The sequence below is a fragment of the Leptospiraceae bacterium genome, from assembly GCA_015075105.1.
GTDB lineage: Bacteria > Spirochaetota > Leptospiria > Leptospirales > Leptospiraceae > JABWCC01.
On record JABTUZ010000001.1, the window covers coordinates 1,554,920 to 1,574,797 of the forward strand.

The window sequence follows — 19,878 nt, forward strand, 5'->3', positions numbered from 1 at the left end:
TTCTCCTATTCTTTAATTTATTGGTCTTCCGACTTTTACTCGTGAAGGCCTTAGTGTTACTTTCTCATTATTCTCTAAAGTCATTTCATATCCGCTTTGATAGACTTCCAAAACTCTTTCTTCTGTAAAATCTCCGGACTCTTCTAAAGCAATTGCTTCCATACACATAGGGTCAAAAACCTCTCCCTTTGGTTCTACTTTCCGAATATTTTCTCTCTCCAATACTGAAAACAATTCTCTTTTGATGAGGTTTACTCCTTCTACAAAAGGTTTTGCTTCCTCTACGATACTTTCGCCCATCCCTACTCTTTCAAGATCATCCAAAGGTGTGAGTAACTTGACTACAAAATTCTTAATGGCTTCCTTCTTGCTATTGATATAATCCATAGAAGCTCTTCTTTTAAAATTCTGAAATTCAGCTCTTTCTCTTGCCCAAGAATCCATTAAAGATTCAATTTCGATTTTCGCTTTTTTTAACTCTTCTTCTAAATTTTTATTTTCTGCCGTTGTTTCATTTTGAGTGTTTTCTTCGTTCAACTCTCCTGAAATTTTTTCTTCCACTTTTTCCGACATTTCTTCTCCTTACTTACTTAACTTAGTCAACATTTCCGAAACTAATTTAGAAGTGAATTCTACAAGAGGTAAAGCCCGAGTATAATCCATTCTCTGAGGTCCGATGATTCCCATTGAACCAATTTTTTTTTCACCCATCCTATAACTTGAGGCAACTATAGAAACCCCACACATCTGCTCGTCCTCTCTCTCTCCGATATAGGTGTGCACTCCATCTGTGTTTATATACTGGGCAAAGTATTCTTTTAAAGTCCCCTTTGTATCCAATAACAATAGAACATTCTCTAAAGTATCCTTCTCGTCATCTCTGAAGTTATTCCAAAGGTTTTTCAACCCATCTATATAAAGATTTTCATCCGATTGATCCGGCTCAAAGGCTCTTTGTAAAATTTCGGCAATCTCATAAAATTCGCTTGGGCCATAACTCGTTTTTTGCAAATCAGAAAGAACCCTCAACTTAATCTCGTTCAAATCAAAGCCTTTCAAATGATCGTTCAAAAATTTAGATACTCGATACAGTGACTCCTGTGAAAAATTTCTCCTCACAAAAAGATTCCGATTCACTACAGTTCCAGTCCTCATAACCAAGATCATAAGAATCTCTTCACCTGTAACATGAACCAATTCAATGTGTTTTAAAGTAACGTATTCTTTTTCAGGAGCAAAAACTACAGCCGCAGTATTGGAAAGAGTAGATAGCACCCTGCAAGTTGCGATCAATATCTGATCCAACTTCAATTGGTTTTTTAAATACTCCTCTTGAATTCTTTGCTTTTCTTTTACAGTTAATTCATACAATGAGAGTAAACTATCTACATAAAACCTATACCCATACTCTGTTGGCACCCTGCCCCCGGAATGGTGTAAAGAATGGATATAGCCCATTCCTTCCAGATCTCGAAAAACACTTCGGATAGTTGCCGGAGACAATCCAAAATCATAATTAGTAGAAAGAGTCTTGGAGCCTACAGGCTTATTCCCGGACACAAAATCCTCAATCAAAGCCTTTAATATCATTCTATGTCTTGGCGATATATCCATTGCACTTTAGCACTCTTGATGTTAGAGTGACAATCCATAGAAAAAGTTTATTTTTTTTGGATTTTCAGTCAAGAAAAAATTAAAATTTATGATTTTAATTAAAAAAAAATGATATTTTTTTGTTTTCTACCTAAATTATTGAAATACAATAACACACAAAGCGGTAGTCTGCTAATTATGAGACATAATTGTAAATTCAACCCCTATTCCATAAATCTTTCACTGGCTGAGTTTTGTCAGTTGATACCCAAGCTCAGTATAGCACCTTGGAGAGAGATGGCTTGCGTCTCTAAAATAATTGCATTTTGATAAATTAGATTCATTAAAGTCCATATAAGGAATTGAAAACTTTTTTGAAATTCTTTTCATTTCTTCTTGGAATACGTTTTCAACTTTAAATTTCTTGTACGAATTTTTTCCTTCTTCGTAAACTTTTGGTCTCCACAAAATGACAGGTATATTTCTTTGTTTAGATCTCTCGATAATTTTCTCTAAAAAATATATTTGGGATTCGTCTAACTTCCAGTTTTTATAAAAATATTCATCTATTAGATCAACCATTTTGGTAAAACGGATATCTTCTGTTGGAGGTTTTTTATTTTCTAAATTTATATCTTCATAGTCTAAGTCAGAGTATAACTTATTTGTTTTTTCTTTTTTTTGGAGAGCGATTTTAAAAAAATAGTCTAAATCAATTTCTGTATTTTTTTTATCCCAAATATTTTTCATCTTTTTTATTGAAATTTTATACCGAGCCGTTGCAAAAACTCTTGAGTATATAATTTCAGAAGTATAGCTCAAAGGAAAATCCAAAAAATTTTTCATCGCCAAGTCCAAAGGAATCCCTTCAGTTTGGGTAGTTTTATTATATAGGTTGTTTTTATTAAAGGAAAAAGGGGAAACTTCCAATACTATCTTTTCTGGCAAAAGCCCTCTTTCCAACAATTGCAAAAATCTAGTATAGTAGATTGCAGGGTTAGAGCCGAGAGCCGAAAAAGTAAAGAACTCCCACTTTTTTAATTCGAACTTCTCTTTGGGCAGCAAATATTTATCTACATCACTCGTCTTATCCACAGGCAAAAAATAAAATGGAAACGACCTCGAAGTCCCGAAAGACCAAAGTATTTTTCGATTTGTTTTTTTCATCATTTCAAAATAGGGACTCTCTAAATTTTCGAGAGTTTCTATGTACGGGTTATTTTTATTTGCCAGAGTGATATTGTATTTTATAACAGGAATTAAAATCAGTTTCTCTAGTATGATAAAAAGAATAATAAATATTTGGATTTGAAATTTTTTCATAATTAAAACTGGAAATATATAAAACTCATAGAATTAGAAGTAATTGTTACGATTACTACAGCGACCAAAAATCCAAACACAGGGAGTGAGACTCGAAAGTTTCTTCTAACAAATCCAAAACTTTTTGGAGAATACTCAAAATAGTGCAAAAGAAAAAATAGCAGAATGAGAAGAGGAGCGTTTGGCATATTGGAATTGAGCCCATGACTCTTTGATAGAATTCCCTTGGTTATCGTGAAAGCCTTAGAAACAGAGTCTGAACGAAAAAAGATCCAAGCCAATGCAACTAAATGAAATACTACGACTCCTCGAATAATTTTTTCCCATAGTGGATAAAAATTCCTTTTACGGAAAAATATTCTTTCAAAAATTAAATACAAAGAGTGTAAAAATCCCCAGATCAAAAAAGTATAATTTGCTCCGTGCCAGACTCCTCCGATCACCATCGTAAAAAATAAATTCCAAAGAGTTCTATATTTTGAAATCTTATTTCCTCCAAGCGGGATATAAAGGTAATCCTTTAACCACCTGGATAAAGTAATATGCCACCTTGTCCAAAATTCACTAAACGAAAAAGAGAAATAGGGAGATTTAAAATTAGCAGGAATTTTTATACCTAAAGACAAGCTAAGTCCTCTTGCGATATCTGAATACCCCGCAAAGTCGCAATAAATTTGAATCGAAAAACCATAGACTCCAAGTACCAAACTCTTCCAATTGTAGTCTGCCGGATTTGCAAAAATTGGATCGATTGCACTCGCTATACTATCTGCGATTATCACTTTTTTTACAAGCCCCGACAAAATAAAAAACAAAGCTACATAGTTGGACTTTTCAGAAATATATTTTTTTTTTCTAAACCTTGAAATAAATTCCTGAAACCTCATAATCGGACCCGCAACCAATTGAGGAAAAAACAAAATAAAAGTAGAAAATTCCAACAGAGAAATCTTGTCAGAAATTTCTTTTCTATAATTATCAATATGGAAACCGATAATCTGAAATGTATAAAAACTGATTGCAAGAGGCAAAATAATTTCAGTCGTGGGTTTATTTTCTAATCCTACTATGCCTATAAAGTTTAATAACCCCAATATATCAAATAATACCGAGTGTAAGAAATTCCAATATTTAAAGATTACTAAATTGAAAAGGTTAATCAAAATACCAAAAAATAATTTTGTTTTTGTAAGTTTTAAATATGTGAATCTATAAAAAAAATAATTTACACATACGATAAACAAAAAATGAAATAGAAAACTTATACTCCAAAACCCGTAGAAAAAAATAGAAGAAAAGATTAGAAGATATTTTTTCTTTTTAGAATCAATATTCCAATAAACTAGGTGTAGAAAGAAGAAGAAAACAAAAAAAACAAATGAGTTAAATAGCAAGCGCTAATCCTGATTTGCACCAAGTCTTTGAACCTCTGATATCAGCTCTTTTCTTGATTTTTCGTCTAAGGAGAGGTATTTAAAAATAAATATATCGTCTGAATTAGGGACAGGAACAATGTTTCCTTTGGCTTGAAAAAGAACACCTGTAGGAAATATCATTTTCACTTCCCAGACCTCGTTACGCCTGAGTATTTCATCCGTTATATTGCCTTCGAGTCTAAATTGAATGAATTTATCTGAAATTTTTTCAGTCACAGCTTTTTTGTAAATTTCTTCTACTACAGTTTCGATCCTTTTAGATTCGGATTTTTCTTTTTTGTCCTTTGAAGGTTTATTTCCAAGAATCTCATCAATCTCGTCTAAACTTTTATTTACAATATCGTCCAAGAGAATCGAATCCTCCTCTCTTCCTTTTTCTCTTTTTACAAAAGACTTTGTTTTTAATTCAATCGAAAGCTCAATAGTTGAGGCTGACTTTTCTCCTCCCTTTCTTCTCATATTGCCTGAATAATGAAAAAGTATTCCTTCAGGTGAAACTGAAACTACTTGTCCTGTAAATACAATCCCTCCAAAGCCACTTCTAAAACAAAACACACTTGCAGGTAAAGATAAACCTTTTCCATCGCTTAGCCATTTATGATTTTTTAACAATATTTCAGTTTCACTTTTTTTTATTACAAAGGTTAAATATTTTTTTGATGAGATTTCCAAAGAGCAGACTTCCCCTATTTTTAAGTCGAGCGTAGAATGAGGCAATGAGTCTGTCTTTCTTTCAAAAAACAAACTTCCCAATATCTTCACTCTTTCTTCTATTGGGATCAGATCTTTATTCAAGAAAAATGTGTAGAGTAAATAGTAACTTCCCTTTTTATTTTTTTCTAAATCGAAAGATTCTTTTTCTACGATGTTTAGCCTTTGGTAAAATCCTTGCAAGATTGAGATCTCTTTTTGAGAAAATCCTTTGTTCAAAGCGTGTATATGAATACGCTCCCAATCAGAATCTCCTTTTTGAAATTTTCCCTTTACCGAGTTGATAAAATAAATCAGCAAAGCTACAATAGAGACAGAAGCGATTATTGTAAATACGGTAGAGCCGGATACTTCAGGCCACTGGAGTCCTGTTCTTTCTTGAGCAAGAAAAATTACTAAGAGCATTTCTCTACTGTAATTCACTAAAAAAATATTTCAATCGATTTTTTTAATTACAGTTTTTCCATTTTCGTAACCAACTAAAACTTTTGTGCCGAGTGTAAAATCACCCTTCAAAATAAACTCACTCAGTGCATTGCCGATCTCTCTTTGGATTTGTCTTTTTAGAGGTCTTGCACCAAACTCAGGGTCAAACCCGACATCCACTAAGTGAGACTTTACCTTTTCCGTAAAACTTGCAACCACTCCGCTATCCTTCGCTTTTTTAGCAACATTCTCGAGCTGCAAATTTACGATTTTAGTAAGTGCTTCTTTGGTAATAGAGTTAAATAAAATAATCTCATCTAACCTATTTAAAAACTCTGGTTTGAAATGATTTTTTAATTCTCTTTCTACCAATCTTTCTTTTTCTTCGAGAGAAATTTCGCTATTTCCCAAAATAGACGTTCCAAGATTAGAGGTAAGAATCACTACAGTATTTTTAAAATCCACAGATCTTCCCTTACTATCCGTTAACCTTCCTTCATCGAATAACTGTAGAAATACATTAAATACTTCTCTGTGAGCCTTTTCTATTTCATCAAACAGGATAATACTGTAAGGTCTTCTTCTCACTGCCTCGGTTAACTGCCCGCCTTCTTCGTAACCAACATAGCCGGGAGGGGCTCCAATTAGTCTTGCCACAGAATGAGGCTCCATGTATTCACTCATGTCTATTCTTTCCATCGCAGAATCGTCATCGAATAAAAACTCTGCAAGCGCTTTTGCAGTTTCGGTTTTACCTACACCTGTCGGACCTAAAAATAAAAATACACCTGTAGGTCTATTCGGATCGCTCATCCCTGCCCTAGATCTTCTAACTGACTCAGCGAGTAAAGTGATTGCGTGGTCTTGTCCAATGACTCTGGACTTTAGCGCATCTTCCATCATTAAAAGTTTTGCTTTTTCTCCTTGAAGCATTTTTGATACAGGGATACCGGTCCAACGAGATACGATATTTGCAATGTCCTCTTCGGATACTTCTTCTTTTAAAAGTCTTGACTCTCCACTGATTTTTTTTAACTCTTCATTTGCCGATTGCAATTTTTTATCCAAGTCAACCAATTTCCCATAACGTATCTCTGCTACTAAATTCAAATTCCCGTTTCGTTCGGCTTCTTTCTCTAAGTTTTTGAATTTTTCGACTTCTTCTTTTATTTCTTTAATCTTAGAAATTTTTTCTTTTTCGTTATCCCACTTTCCTTTAAGTAGTGTAAACTTTTCTTCAAATCCTTTTAACTCTTTTTCGAGCTCTTTCAATCTTGACTCAGAAATCGAGTCTTTCTCTTTTTTTAAAGCCTCTCTTTCTACTTTTAAAGAATGGATTTTTTTAAATAATCTATCCATTTCTTCTGGCATACTATCCATCTCAATCCTTAGCTTACTCGATGCTTCATCAATTAAGTCAACTGCCTTGTCGGGCAAAAATCGATCAGTAATATACCGATTAGATAAATTGGCAGCCGCAATTAAAGCCGCATCTTGAATCCTAATACCGTGGTGTAGCTCGTAGTTGTCTTTTAAGCCCCTCAAAATTGTAATTGTCTCTTCAATACTCGGCTCTTTTGCATAGACAGGCTGAAATCTTCTTTCGAGGGCAGCGTCTTTTTCGATATATTTTTGGTATTCTTTTAGAGTAGTTGCTCCAATACAACGAAGTTCCCCTCTAGCAAGCGCAGGCTTCAACATATTGGATGCATCTAACGCTCCCTCAGTCGCACCCGCACCCACTAAAGTATGAATCTCGTCAATAAATAAAATTATATTTCCTTCACTACTCTTCACTTCATCTAAAAGTGCCTTTAGACGATCTTCAAATTCACCCCTGTACTTAGCGCCCGCAATCATTGAGCCAAGGTCTAAAGCAAAAATAGATTTATTTTTTATTCCCTCAGGCACATCCCCCGAAACAATTTTTCCGGCAAGACCTTCTACGATTGCAGTTTTTCCAACACCAGGCTCACCTATTAAGAGAGGGTTATTTTTAGTCCTTCTTGTGAGAACTTGTACGATTCTTCTGATCTCTTCGTCTCTTCCAATCACCGGGTCTAACTTCCCTTGCTTGGCTAATGCGTTTAAATCTTTGGCGTATTTTTTTAATGCTTCTGCTTTTCCTTCTGGTGCATCGTCCATAATTGGTTTTCCTTTTCTTAAATCTAATACTGCTTTTAATAAATTCGGATGAGTTAACCCTAATTTTAAAAATTCGTCTCTTAATTGGCTTTTACTGTCCTTCACAAAAGAGACTAAGACGTGATCTGTGGAAAGGTACTCGTCTTTCATTTCCACTCTAAGCGATTCGGATTTTTTTAACAATTCTACAAAAGCACGAGAAGGGTATTTTTCATCTGACCCACCACTTACTCTGGGAAATTTAGACAAAACTTCTTCTGCTCTTTGTAAAAAATTAGAAATTTTTAAATTTAGCTTTGAAAATAAAATAGGCGCAAGCCCATCCGGCTGAGAAAGAATCGCCAAAATTAAGTGCTCTTCAGTTGCTTCAGAATAGTTTTGCTTAGAAGCCATATCCAAAGCGTCCGTGTAGGCTTCTGTCATTTTTTGAGTTAATTTATCTAATTTCATAATATAGTTTAGACGAGTTATTCCCTATTTTGCTATTATACTAACAATATTTCATTACCACTTTTTTTTCATTCCAAAAAAATAGAAATACAAAAATCTATTACCCCAACCCTATAATCCCCAATTTCTTCAAAGCCTTTCAGGCAATATTTTTTCAATAAAGAAATTTATTTTTCTATATACAAAAAAAGCTCCTCTAAAACTAACACCTTTTTAGTTAATAATTTTTTAATAAAATTTTTTTAGGGTTCCAACTAACGTATTAATTTCAAATTTTGCACACAGTGTGCAAAATCATAAAAAAATTTTCTAAGACAGGGGGTTTGACAGTTAAGTAAAAAGAGGCATTTTTAAACTCTTTGAACAGTTACTAGTTTATAGCTAATTTAACAATGTGCCTACAAGTAGCTCTGGTATTTCGTTTTATTATATTGGCGGAAGCCCCAATTCTTTCAAAAATTTATTATGCGTCTCCCTGACTTTGTTAATGTCTTTGTCAAGGTCAACGAGTTTTTTGTTTACTTCTTTCAAGTCAATTAGCTCTTCGTCCAAGGATGTACTCACATACCGTGAAATATTCAGGTTGAATTCGTTCTTCTCAATTTCGTCCATTGATACTCTACGAGCGTAACGAGTTTCTTCTGTTCGGTTTTTGTAGGTGCTAACTATCTTGTCAATGTTCTCAGGCTGAAAGGTGCTTTCAAAAGATTCGTTTACTATGTATTTAAAACCATCTTGAAGTGTTCTCAGTAACTCTTTACTTTGGGTTTTAGCCAACTCTGCAATGCTGTTCCATAAATGCGATGGCTCAATCACATAGTGAACTTTTCTACGCATTTGCTTTTCAAATTCCGTTACATCGTCTTTGTTTTGCTCATACCAAACGGAAAGCGGAGTTCTTTTGTCATTGTCTTTTAAAACAGGGTAATCTTTACCCAATTCCTTTATGGCTGCTGTTTCGTAGTTATCGCTTAGATAACGCAAGAACAAAAACGAAAGCATATAATCACGGAACTGGTCAGCGTTCATTGCACCTCGCAATTCGTCTGCAATTTTCCAAAGGGTGTTGCCTAAATTGTTGTGACCGGGCATGCCTAGTCTGTACTGATTATTTTCTGTCATGTTCTATTCATTAAAAAATTTAACTTCCTGCCAATTCACAGGATTGTTGATGATATAATTGGATATTTTTTGAAACGATGCCCCATCGCGAATGATATGGTCGCGAAAACGGGTTTGCCATTCAAATTCAAACCCCAAACGATGGGCGTGTTTGGTAACGGCAGATTTGTAGGAACCAATAATAGACGAAACAGAATTTTTGCCGATATTTTGAAATCGTTGTTGCCGTGGAGACAGGGCATGCCCTGTCTCCACATCATTCCCCGTCAAAATCAAAACCCCATGCACATGATTGGGCATTACCACAAACGCCCCCAATTCCACATTTTGTGCATGGTTTTTAATTTCATACCAAAATACATCTGCCAAAACCCCAACATTCGATAAAATCATTTTCCCGTTTTCAATGTCCCCAAAATAATGGATACGGTGCTGGGTGCATATCGTAATAAAATACGCCCCTGCCCAACGGTAATCCCAATGTTGCAGGCGGGCAGACGGTATGCGGTATTTATTTTGAAATTTATCCATTTTCTTCATTGATATTTGGAAACAAACCTTGCAACAATCCTTTTTTATGTTGTTTTAATAATTCTATTTTTTCTGCCTGTGCCTGTATTATTTCATCTAAAGAAGAAAGACAGGAGGCGATTTTTTGTTGTTCTTCAAGGGATGAAGGAAAAAACAACTCGAGATTTTTTAATTGTCCACCCGTAATCAAAGGCTAACCTGATATTTACCAAACTGTAATGCAACGGCGTTCCGTCTTCACGTGTAAAGGTGTTTATTTCTCTAAGTCGTTTTGACGATGCAAAAACGTCCGGATTGATGATTTCCTTAAAAAGTCTATCAAATTCTGTATCAGTCAGGTTCACTCTATTCAAGGCTTGAAACTTCTCACGGAAATTCTTTTCAAGTGAAGCCTTGTCCAGAATGTCTGCCCTGTGAGTGTATTTCAGGTCAGTCAATTTGGCAATCAAACTATCTTCTATTTGTTTTTCTTTTGTCATCTAAAAATTCTATGATTCAAAGCACTTTTATAAAGAACTAAATCGTCAATACAATATTTATTTTCTTCATAGCATTCAAAATAGGAAACTCGTAAAAAGAGGATCCCAAAAATCGTTTTGGTTTGTATTCTATATTTTCTTTTAATAAAAATTTGTTTCAAAATCCACACTAAGTAAAATATAAAAAAACAGAATTGACCAATCTATTTCATTCAAAAACCCTACCCATTATGCAAGATCAAGAGAAAGAAAGATGGACATCCAAGTTAGGGATCATCTTAGCGGTAGCGAGTAGCGCCATAGGTCTTGGAAATTTTCTTAGGTTTCCCGGGCAAGCAGTTCAAAATGGTGGTGGAGCATTTATGGTTCCCTATATTATAAGCTTCATTCTACTTGGAATCCCTGTTTGTCTTTCAGAATGGATCATGGGTAGAATGGGTGGGGTTCATGGACACAGCTCTCCAAATATTTTTAGAAATTTTTTAACAGGAGTGCCTCTACGGTTTGTAAGCTCAATAGGTATTCTTGTTCCTATTTTAATTTATGTATATTATGTTTTTGTGGAAGCGTGGTGTCTGGCTTATGCAATAGATTTTCTTAGAGGGGCAATCAACTTGCATCCGGCAGGACTGATAAAAGGCACTCCAGAATACACAGAGGCTGTAGTGAAAAACGCCAACATCCATTTTTCCACTCTTACAGGCTCTACAGGGAACGGAGATTCTTTTTCTGGAAATATTTTACTATTTACAACAATTTGTTTTATGTTGAATTTTTATCTTGTTTATAGAGGAATATCCAAGGGACTCGAAGCATTCGCAAAAATTGCAGTACCTGTTTTACTCGTATTGTCTTTAATTATTTTAGGCAGGGTTCTTACGTTAGACGGAATCGAGAAAGGTTTAGGAAAAATGTGGAATCCTGACTGGTCGAGCCTTCTTCGTGCAGAGGTTTGGATTGCAGCCGCTGGACAAATCTTTTTTTCTTTATCTGTAGGGTTTGGGATTGTACTAATATTTTCGAGCTACCTATCAAAAAAAGACGACGTTACACTATCTGGACTATCGGCTGCATCACTGAACGAATTTGTGGAGATTGGATTTGGTGGAATGATTACCATCCCTATTGCATTTATTTTTCTTGGTGCAAGCGTCGCTTCCTTTAGTACATTCGGTATGGGATTTGTGGCGATGCCTGTAGTCTTTTCTTTAATGCCTCTCGGTCAAATATTCGGTGCAACTTGGTTTTTTGTATTATTTATAGCCGCTGTTACATCGAGTGTAACCATGATTCAACCCGGGATCACTTTTTTAGAAGAGGGGTTTGGATTCAAAAGAAGAAAATCTGTACCTGTTCTTTTTTTTGTAACATTTTGTTTGACCCTGCTTATTGTTTACTTTAATAAAGATTTTACCGCACTCGATCAAACCGATTTTTGGGTAGGTACATTTTTAATCTATGTATTGGCTACTTTTCAAGTAATCATTTACGGCTGGGTAATAGGAGTAGAAAAAGGCTATGAATCAGGACACGAAGGCTCTTTACTCAAACTTCCAAAAATTTTTAACTTTGTAGTAAAATTTATAACACCGACTTTTTTGATTTGTATTTTTGTATTTTTCTTATTTCAAAACGCCCCCGATTATATTAGAAAAATGAATGTGAGTTCTATGGTAGAAGAGGCAATTCAAACAGGTAAGTCAGTGGTCGATGCAGAGAATAAAGCCAAAGTAGCTCTTGGGGTATTCCTTTCGATTTTTGGAATTTTTATATTCACATATTTTTTAGTTGACAGAAGCCTTAGAAACATACACAGAAAAGAAGAAGGTTTAGACAATTGATTTCTATTTTAGGAAACTCTTTCAATCACTCAGAGTCCTTAAACGGAGAAGGCTTTTTAATAATGGTGTTTTCTCTTTTTTTGGTGATCTCTCTTAGTCTATTCTGTGTGTACAAACTTTTAAGAAATAAAAGTGATTAATTTTTTATTCGATCTTGAAAATGAAAAAACCACTGACGTGAATAGTTGGATTTTATTTTGAAATCAATTCTGTTTTTATTTCTAATCGTATTTTCCAATTGCGAAAGGATGGTGGATTCTATTTTTTCGGATAGAGACGATGTTTCTATGGGTCTCTCTATGGATAGAGAAATCCACACAAATAAAAGGCAATTCAAAATTTTACGAAACGAAGAGTTACAAACCTATGTTCAGAATATCGTAAAACAAATCTTACGCTCCCCACTCATAAAACGAAAAAATATTTACCCATACAAAGTTACAATTCTTGATGACGACAATGTAGTGAACGCATTTTGTACACCCGGTGGGTTTATTTATGTATATACCGGTCTTTTGAAATTTTTAGAAAACGAGGCAAGCCTAGCATCTATTTTAGCCCACGAAATAGCCCACGCTGAAAAAAGACACGCAAGACAGAGAATGCTTTCTTCCACAGGAATTCAACTTATCGTAATCTTCATTATAAGCTATTTTAGTGGTTCAAGTCTTGCAGAATTTGGTGGGAGGCTTGCGGGAGACCTCGCCATTTTAACCAATAGTCGGGGAGATGAGATGGAGGCAGACGAAATGGGATTTCTGTATATGCGGTCAACTCCCTACTACCAAGGTGCAATGACCTTCTTTTTTGAAAAAATCGAAAGTTCCAAAAAAGGGAAATTAGGAATGGGAAGACCTTTGGAAAAGCTACTCTCCACCCACCCTCTCCCTGAAGACAGATTAAGAAGAAATCAAAAAAGAATCCAAGCCGCAAAAATCTCGCCTCCCACACCCGGCAACTTATTTACAGAAAGATACAAAAATAGAGTGACCCAATTACAAAGATAATCTTTCTCAATCTGGCAATTTAATTGTAATTAAATATATAAAAAAAAATCTGTCAGTATGAATTCATTCCCACACAAACATATCTTGGATACCGATCAGTTTACCAAACCAGACTTAGATTTTATCGTCTCCCAAACCAACAATATGATGAAACTCCAAGAAAGAGGAAAGGCTTACGGAATTCTTCACGGGAGGTTACTTGCGTCTCTATTTTTTGAAGCCTCCACCAGAACAAAACTCTCTTTTGAATCAGCAATGGAAAGGCTCGGTGGAAGGGTGATTTCTACAGTCGGGTTTCAATTCTCTTCTATATCCAAAGGAGAGACCTTGTTCGATACAATGAAAATGATCGAGGCTTACGCAGACATAGCCGTTATACGCCACCCTGTAGAAGGCTCTTCCAGAATTGCCGCAGGTGCAGTTTCTATTCCTGTAATCAATGCAGGAGACGGTGCAGGCCAGCACCCCACCCAAGCACTACTCGACATGTACACAATTATTTGTGAGAAAGGGAATTTAGACAACCTGACCATTGCATTTATAGGCGACTTAAAATACGGTAGAACGATACACTCACTCATCAATCTACTCAGACACTACAAGGTACACTTATTTTTAATTTCTCCAAATGAATTAAAACTTCCAGAAAGCTATAAAAAAGACCTTTCTGGTTACCCGATCACTTACGAAGAAACAGATAATATCAAATCAATTTGGAATTGTGACATTGCCTATGTAACTCGTATTCAAGAAGAAAGATTCGCAGACTATAGGGAATACGACAGACTAAAAGAAACTTACAAGGTAAATAAAGAGCTTATCTTAGCTTCTAAAAAACATACTACAGTGTTGCACCCTCTACCCAGAGTAAATGAATTATCGACCGATGTGGATGATCTGCCAAACGCAGCCTATTTCAGGCAGGTAAAAAATGGGGTCATTGTCAGAATGGTACTACTTTGTCTTTCTTTGGGTGTTAAGATACCGGAAATTTAAACAATATAAGGATTACAAAAATGGCAAAAATCAACGACAACTATTTAAAACTAAAAGCTGGTTACCTTTTTCCTGAAATTTCTAGAAGGGTAAAAACATTTAGCGAGAAAAACCCTAATAAAAAAATTATCCGTCTCGGAATAGGAGATGTCACTCTTCCACTTCCAAAAAGTATTGTGAAGGCAATGACAGACGCATCTATAGAAATGGGAACTGTAGATGGCTTTAGAGGGTATGGACCGGAGCAAGGTTACTCTTTCCTTATTCAGGAAATCATAAAAAACGACTATGCTACTAGGGGTGTGAATATTTCTGAAGATGAGGTTTTCATTTCAGATGGCTCAAAATGCGACACCGGAAATATTCAAGAAATTTTTTCACAAGATTCAAAAATTGCAATCGTAGATCCGGTTTATCCTGTTTATGTTGACACAAATGTAATGGCTGGTAGGTCTGGAAATATTTTAGAAAACGGCAGGTATTCCAATTTCGTTTATCTTCCTGCTACAAAAGAAAATAATTTTATTCCAGAATTACCAAAAGAAAAAGTAGATGTAATCTATCTCTGTTTTCCGAATAACCCTACCGGAATGGTAGCACAAAAAGCTGACCTCGAAAAATTTGTGCGTTATGCGAAACAGAACGACTCACTGATTTTATTTGATGCAGCTTATGAAGCATTTATTACAGAAGAATCCATCCCCCATTCTATTTATGAAATTGATGGCGCAAAAGAAGTGGCTATGGAATTTCGATCCTTCTCAAAAACCGCCGGATTTACCGGAACAAGGTGTGCGTTCTTAGTGATTCCAAAAGAATTACAAGGTACATCGAGCACAGGGGAAAAAGTAAGTTTCAATTCTCTTTGGAATAGAAGACACACTACAAAATTCAATGGAGTTTCCTATCCGATTCAAAAAGCAGCTGCGGCTTGCTACAGCGAAGTCGGTAAAAAAGAGGTTCGAGAAAATATCACCTATTATATGGAAAATGCAAAACTCATCCGAGAAGGATTGAAGTCTTTCGGTTATGAGGTATTTGGAGGAGTGAACGCTCCTTATATTTGGATGAAAACCCCAGGAACAACTTCTTGGGATTTTTTCGATAAACTTTTAAACGAAATTCAGGTAGTCGGAACGCCGGGATCCGGGTTTGGTCCATCCGGTGAAGGATATTTTAGACTGAGCGCTTTCGGAAATAGAGAATCTACAATAGAGGCAATCGAAAGAATAAAAAGTTTAAGCTGATTTTTTTACTTGCAGTTTTTTCATGGGTGTGAAAACTTATGCCCATGCAATTGACAGATGTTGGGAAATTACTTCTACCGGTAATGCTATTTTTAGTAATGTTTGGTATGGGTCTCGGACTGCAAGTTCGTGACTTTAAACGAGTGCTTGTTACTCCTTGGCAGGTTGCGATTGGGAGCTTTGGTCATTTTGTAATCATGCCTATTGCAGCCATAGTTGTAATTAAACTACTTAAAATAGAAGACCCTAAAATTGCGATTGGAATCATATTAGTAGGAGCCTCTCCAAGCGGTGCAACTTCCAATTTAGTCAACGCACTTGCCAAAACTGACGTAGCCTTAGCCATTGTAATCACAGCACTCTCTACTCTACTTTGTCCATTTCTGACCCCACTCGCAGTAAAAGTATTCGGCGGGTTTTTAGGATACGAAAAAGAAATCGTTATACCTTTTCTCGATATGTTGAAATTTGTAATTGTGATTATTGCCCTGCCCGTCCTTACGGGAATGTTTCTACGTTGGAAATTTCCAAAGTTGGCAAACAAAATGGAAAAGCCTTTTAAAATATTCGGACTACTCGTATTAATTTTTATTATAGTATATGTAATCTACCAAAACAGATTAAACTTTTTAAATATAGTAGCTACAGTAGGGGTAGCAGTTGTACTTCACAATACTTTTGGTTTGATGTTCGGGTATTTTGCTTCCAGAGGTTTGCGGGTACCTAAAAAACAAAGTCGGACTATTTCTATTGAAATGGGGATACAAAACACTACACTTTCTCTAACTCTTGCAGTAAACTTCTTCGATGAAATTGTAGCCATGCCACCTGCCCTTTTCAGTCTTTGGATGTATATTGCAGGAATTGCACTTGCTTTCTATTGGGCAAAATTTCGTCCCTTAAAAGAAGAAGTTGAAACTTGAATTAGTTTTATTATTTTGTTTCAACTTTTTTATAGAAGAGTTTTCAACTGATTTTGATGAGGTTATATGTATCTTGGAAACTTTGTAAAATTCACTCACATCCTATTCATAGCTATTCTTTCTATTCAATGCTATAGAATAGAAACTCCAACTGAGCACTATCGACCCAATATTCATTTTACAAGTTTAAAAAACTGGATTAACGACCCAAATGGGTTAATTTTTGTTGATGGAATTTTTCACCTTTACTTTCAGCATAATCCTTTTGGAAACAACTGGGGTAGTATGAGCTGGGGACATGCAATAAGTAAAGATTTGTTTCAATGGAAAGAGTTACCTGTTGCAATGAAAGAAGATGGATTTTTTTTCTATCCAAAAATGAAATTTTCAGGGAGTATTGTTTTAGATAAAAATAATTCAAGCGGTCTCTGCCATAATTCTAAGGAATGCATGATTGCGATTTTCACAGAGTGGACACTACTCAATCAAACACAAAATATATCAATTAGCAATGACAGTGGACTCAGTTTTCAAGAATATGAAAAAAATCCGATCATACAAGAACGTTCTTTTTCCTTTCGTGACCCAAAAGTATTTTGGCACGAAGCAATGTCTCGATTTGTTATGGTAGTATCAAGACCCTCAAAACAAAAGTTAGAAATTTATACTTCTAAAAATTTAAAGTCTTGGAATAAAGAAAGCGAAATTACAGAAGTCGATTTTAGAGATGGAATTTGGGAATGCCCTGACTTATTTTTCTTAACTGAAGAAAAAAACTCAGAAATAGGAAAGTGGGTATTACTAATTTCAGTTGCAGAAACAAAAAGGGGATCCTATATGAAATATTTATTAGGAAACTTTGACGGTAAAAAATTCGAGAAAGACAAAAATTTTTCAAAGTCAAAAATATTAGATCATGGTTTTGATTTTTACGCAGCAATTTCTTGGGAAAACCTACCTAATAATGAAAGAACAATTATAGGCTGGATGAATAATTGGGAGTATGCAAACCACTTGCCAACTTTTCCTTGGAAGGGAGCAATGTCGCTACCCAGAAAATTAATTTTAAGAAAAATACATAATGAGTATATTTTAGCCCAAGTTCCAAGAGAGGAAATAGAAAACTATAAAACGAGTAGAAAAAAATTGAACCCAATTCAGTTAAATAATAACTCAAAGTCCATCCCATTAGTAGACGATAGCTTTGAACTAAAATTTACACTTACTAAACATTCATCTAAAAAATCTGGAGTAAAAATCGAAAATGAAAATGAATCCTTTGTTATAGACATAGATTTTGTAAATCACTCCATTTCTTTTGATAGAAGCACAATTCAAAACCCAATGTATTCAAATTATCAAAAACTAAATCACTCAAAATTCAATTTCTCAAGAAATAATGAAGAATTTGATTTTAAAATCATTTTTGACAAGTCAAGTATTGAAGTATTTTTTCTCAATGGTGAAGTTGTAATTACAAATTTAGTTTTTCCAAAAAATAAGTTAACAAAATTGACTTTCTATTCAAAGGAAGGCACTAGCCAATTTCAAGATACGACCTTAGATTTTTTTAGAAAAATAGAAAAGATAAATTCTCTTAAATAAAATTATTTTCTAAAAGCTTGAGCTACGATCTATACTATCCTCATAAGAAGCACGAGCTGCGCGTTTATTTTCATAAGCCTCTGTAAGAGAAGGGTCCAAGTCAATAGAATTCTGAAACTCTCTCAAAGCTCTTTTGTATTCGCCATTTTTATAATAGCATAGACCTAAGTAGTTGTAAGCAAGGGCTGCAATTTTCGGTTTCACTTCAGATCGAACAATAATGGAAAGCTCATCAATTGCCTTTTCTCTATCCATGAGAGAGCCGGAATCTATGAGTACTTTTGCGAGTATTAGCTTACTCTCCATATCATCCGGGTCAATGTGTGCTCCTCTATACGCCTCGTCCTTTGCCTTAGCCTTAAATCGGGTGTCGCCTGACGCATATACAAGAGCCAATTTTCTATGCGCAATTTTTAAATCGTTTGCGTCTTTGGAATTATTCAAAACATCTAGAAGTTCTTTTTCGGCAGATTCAAAACTTTTTAAATTCATGTACGCATCCGACAACTTCAACTTTATTTTATATTCGGAATTGTTAGTCCTTAAAATATCAGAATATTCTTTTACAGCTTCTTGATAAAATCTATTTTCAAGATAATAGTCTGCAATCGCTTCTCTGTTTCTGCTAACCTCAGGATTTAAAGAATTGGCTTTTCTCCAATTCTCGATTGCTTTTGTTGGCTCACCAGAATTTTTATATGCAAGACCGAGATTGTAGTAAGCGTTTTCATTTTTTGGATTCAGTGAAATCGCCTGCTCCAATGCACTAATTGCCTCTGAGTGCCTATCCATATCGTCAAGAATAATTCCAAGGTTAATTAGTGCAGTTTCAGTGTTAGAATCTCCAGGACTATTTTTTATAATTCTCCTAAACATTTCCTCTGCTTGCCCCATATCTCCGGTTGAATAATAAATATCTGCCAATTGAAACATGGAGTCTAAATCATTAGGCTTAATCTGCAATGCTTTTTCCAAAGCTCGAATAGCAAGAGAGGATTGTCTCAAGTCATAAAAAGCCTCGGCTATATACCTATACACCTCAGGTTCATTTGCGCCAGCGTCTAACGCTTTTTGAAATAGAGAAATTGCTTCTTCATTCTTTTTCTGCTTTAAAAGTATAGTCCCTAAATTATATAGATATTTTGCATCGCTTGGTTTCAACCTCAACGCCTCACGAAAATGGTGCTCTGCACCTTCAAAGTCCCCTCTATTAAAATAAATTGAACCAAGATGACCATGAGAAAGAACTGCCACCTGCCCTGTTCCACTGGCTATTACAGCTTTTCTGAAATTTTCAATTGCCTCAGGAATACTCCCTTGTCGAAATTGACTCACTGCAAGATTGTAGATTAAATACGGGTCATTTGGATTGGCTGCGATTCCCTCTTCATACATTTTCATAGCAAGCCTTGGATCATTCGCATCATTCAATATATTTCCGGCAAGTAAGCTAACCCTTGGATCATTTGGAGCCAACTCTTTTGCCTTCATTACGGATTGTCTTGCTTCATTGAACATCCCAGAGTGCCTATACGCTAAGGTAAGATTATAGTATGCGTGAAAATTTTTTGGATCATACTGAATCGCTTTTTTAAATCTCTCTATAGATAGCGGATAACGTCCTGCGTCATCAAACATAACTCCCATTACAGTGAGAGCAACAGATTTTTCTTCATCGGTTGCCGGTGTATTTAGAAATTCTTCACAATGAACAAAGGCTCTTTTGATATAGGTATCTCTGTAGAGGTTTATACATTTTGCAAGTCCGGGATTTAAAGATGAGTCTGGAAGGTAGGGGTTTTCAATTATCTTATCTAAATTTTTTTTATCAAGCAATAGATCATTTTTATAATTGAATTCAGGCTTATTTTTATTATTGTAATAAAATTGGTACCATACACCAAAAGAAATCGCACCGATAAGCAAAAAGAAAAACCCGATCCAAAGATAAAAAGTTACAGGAAATTTATTGTAAACCCTATGGGTTTCAAAAGACTCCCCATTCTGCCAACTTTCAAAAGAAGGGCTATTCGTTTCTGCATT

Annotated in this window: 16 protein-coding genes and 1 pseudogene; 6 read left to right on the forward strand and 11 right to left on the reverse strand. The window is 35.1% G+C overall.

The window, feature by feature from the left end; all coding sequences use genetic code 11:
* Window positions 1-12 precede the first annotated feature (12 nt).
* From grpE to HS129_07635, 10 genes and pseudogenes are all read right to left on the reverse strand, one after another.
* On the reverse strand, window positions 13-573 hold the full coding sequence (gene grpE, locus HS129_07590) for a nucleotide exchange factor GrpE (GenBank protein ID MBE7411910.1): 561 nt from the start codon (window positions 571-573) through the stop codon (window positions 13-15).
* A 9-nt stretch (window positions 574-582) separates the two neighbouring features.
* A complete protein-coding gene (gene hrcA, locus HS129_07595) occupies window positions 583-1,614 on the reverse strand; it encodes a heat-inducible transcription repressor HrcA (GenBank protein ID MBE7411911.1) in 1,032 nt (343 codons plus the stop codon).
* Between the two features lie 219 nt (window positions 1,615-1,833).
* Complete coding sequence (locus tag HS129_07600; protein ID MBE7411912.1) at window positions 1,834-2,916, reverse strand: DUF1574 family protein; 1,083 nt, start codon at window positions 2,914-2,916, stop codon at window positions 1,834-1,836.
* A 2-nt stretch (window positions 2,917-2,918) separates the two neighbouring features.
* Entirely contained in the window at window positions 2,919-4,310 is a 1,392-nt protein-coding gene (locus HS129_07605; protein ID MBE7411913.1) for an MBOAT family protein, read from the reverse strand.
* A gap of 3 nt (window positions 4,311-4,313) precedes the next feature.
* On the reverse strand, window positions 4,314-5,468 hold the full coding sequence (locus tag HS129_07610; protein MBE7411914.1) for a hypothetical protein: 1,155 nt from the start codon (window positions 5,466-5,468) through the stop codon (window positions 4,314-4,316).
* A gap of 30 nt (window positions 5,469-5,498) precedes the next feature.
* Entirely contained in the window at window positions 5,499-8,084 is a 2,586-nt protein-coding gene (gene clpB, locus HS129_07615) for an ATP-dependent chaperone ClpB (GenBank protein MBE7411915.1), read from the reverse strand.
* Window positions 8,085-8,510: 426 nt separating this feature from the next.
* Window positions 8,511-9,206, reverse strand: coding sequence for a type I restriction-modification system subunit M N-terminal domain-containing protein (locus HS129_07620; protein ID MBE7411916.1), 696 nt, complete (start codon window positions 9,204-9,206; stop codon window positions 8,511-8,513).
* A 3-nt stretch (window positions 9,207-9,209) separates the two neighbouring features.
* Window positions 9,210-9,737, reverse strand: a complete 528-nt coding sequence (locus HS129_07625; GenBank protein MBE7411917.1) for a transposase — start codon at window positions 9,735-9,737, stop codon at window positions 9,210-9,212.
* Window positions 9,730-9,927: a restriction endonuclease subunit S gene (locus HS129_07630; protein MBE7411918.1), complete on the reverse strand. Its 198-nt coding sequence runs from the start codon at window positions 9,925-9,927 to the stop codon at window positions 9,730-9,732. Before HS129_07630 ends, HS129_07625 begins: the two co-directional genes overlap by 8 nt.
* A gap of 7 nt (window positions 9,928-9,934) precedes the next feature.
* Window positions 9,935-10,216, reverse strand: a pseudogene (locus HS129_07635) (hypothetical protein).
* Window positions 10,217-10,443: 227 nt separating this feature from the next.
* Here HS129_07635 and HS129_07640 point away from each other — a divergent pair.
* From HS129_07640 to HS129_07665, 6 genes are all read left to right on the forward strand, one after another.
* Window positions 10,444-12,057, forward strand: a complete 1,614-nt coding sequence (locus tag HS129_07640) for a sodium-dependent transporter (GenBank protein ID MBE7411919.1) — start codon at window positions 10,444-10,446, stop codon at window positions 12,055-12,057.
* A gap of 197 nt (window positions 12,058-12,254) precedes the next feature.
* The gene (locus tag HS129_07645; GenBank protein MBE7411920.1) at window positions 12,255-13,064 is read left to right on the forward strand and encodes a M48 family metalloprotease; all 810 of its coding nucleotides are present in this window, start codon (window positions 12,255-12,257) and stop codon (window positions 13,062-13,064) included.
* Window positions 13,065-13,121: 57 nt separating this feature from the next.
* The gene (pyrB, locus tag HS129_07650) at window positions 13,122-14,060 is read left to right on the forward strand and encodes an aspartate carbamoyltransferase (protein MBE7411921.1); all 939 of its coding nucleotides are present in this window, start codon (window positions 13,122-13,124) and stop codon (window positions 14,058-14,060) included.
* Between the two features lie 20 nt (window positions 14,061-14,080).
* Entirely contained in the window at window positions 14,081-15,307 is a 1,227-nt protein-coding gene (locus HS129_07655; protein MBE7411922.1) for an LL-diaminopimelate aminotransferase, read from the forward strand.
* Window positions 15,308-15,351: 44 nt separating this feature from the next.
* A complete protein-coding gene (locus HS129_07660; GenBank protein ID MBE7411923.1) occupies window positions 15,352-16,230 on the forward strand; it encodes a bile acid:sodium symporter family protein in 879 nt (292 codons plus the stop codon).
* 66 nt (window positions 16,231-16,296) lie between these two features.
* Entirely contained in the window at window positions 16,297-17,835 is a 1,539-nt protein-coding gene (locus HS129_07665) for a glycoside hydrolase family 32 protein (protein MBE7411924.1), read from the forward strand.
* A gap of 9 nt (window positions 17,836-17,844) precedes the next feature.
* On the opposite strand, the gene HS129_07670 is transcribed toward HS129_07665, so the two are convergent.
* On the reverse strand, window positions 17,845-19,761 hold the full coding sequence (locus tag HS129_07670) for a tetratricopeptide repeat protein (GenBank protein ID MBE7411925.1): 1,917 nt from the start codon (window positions 19,759-19,761) through the stop codon (window positions 17,845-17,847).
* Window positions 19,762-19,878 lie beyond the last annotated feature (117 nt).

Excerpts from the sequence above, each read along its gene's own strand:
- grpE (MBE7411910.1), bottom strand. The coding sequence starts at position 573 with ATGTCGGAAAAAGTGGAAGAAAAAATTTCAGGAGAGTTGAACGAAGAA.
- hrcA (MBE7411911.1), bottom strand. The coding sequence starts at position 1,614 with ATGGATATATCGCCAAGACATAGAATGATATTAAAGGCTTTGATTGAG.
- HS129_07600 (MBE7411912.1), bottom strand. The coding sequence starts at position 2,916 with ATGAAAAAATTTCAAATCCAAATATTTATTATTCTTTTTATCATACTA.
- HS129_07610 (MBE7411914.1), bottom strand. The coding sequence starts at position 5,468 with ATGCTCTTAGTAATTTTTCTTGCTCAAGAAAGAACAGGACTCCAGTGG.
- clpB (MBE7411915.1), bottom strand. The coding sequence starts at position 8,084 with ATGAAATTAGATAAATTAACTCAAAAAATGACAGAAGCCTACACGGAC.
- HS129_07620 (MBE7411916.1), bottom strand. The coding sequence starts at position 9,206 with ATGACAGAAAATAATCAGTACAGACTAGGCATGCCCGGTCACAACAAT.
- HS129_07625 (MBE7411917.1), bottom strand. The coding sequence starts at position 9,737 with ATGGATAAATTTCAAAATAAATACCGCATACCGTCTGCCCGCCTGCAA.
- pyrB (MBE7411921.1), top strand. The coding sequence starts at position 13,122 with ATGAATTCATTCCCACACAAACATATCTTGGATACCGATCAGTTTACC.
- HS129_07655 (MBE7411922.1), top strand. The coding sequence starts at position 14,081 with ATGGCAAAAATCAACGACAACTATTTAAAACTAAAAGCTGGTTACCTT.
- HS129_07660 (MBE7411923.1), top strand. The coding sequence starts at position 15,352 with ATGCAATTGACAGATGTTGGGAAATTACTTCTACCGGTAATGCTATTT.
- HS129_07665 (MBE7411924.1), top strand. The coding sequence starts at position 16,297 with ATGTATCTTGGAAACTTTGTAAAATTCACTCACATCCTATTCATAGCT.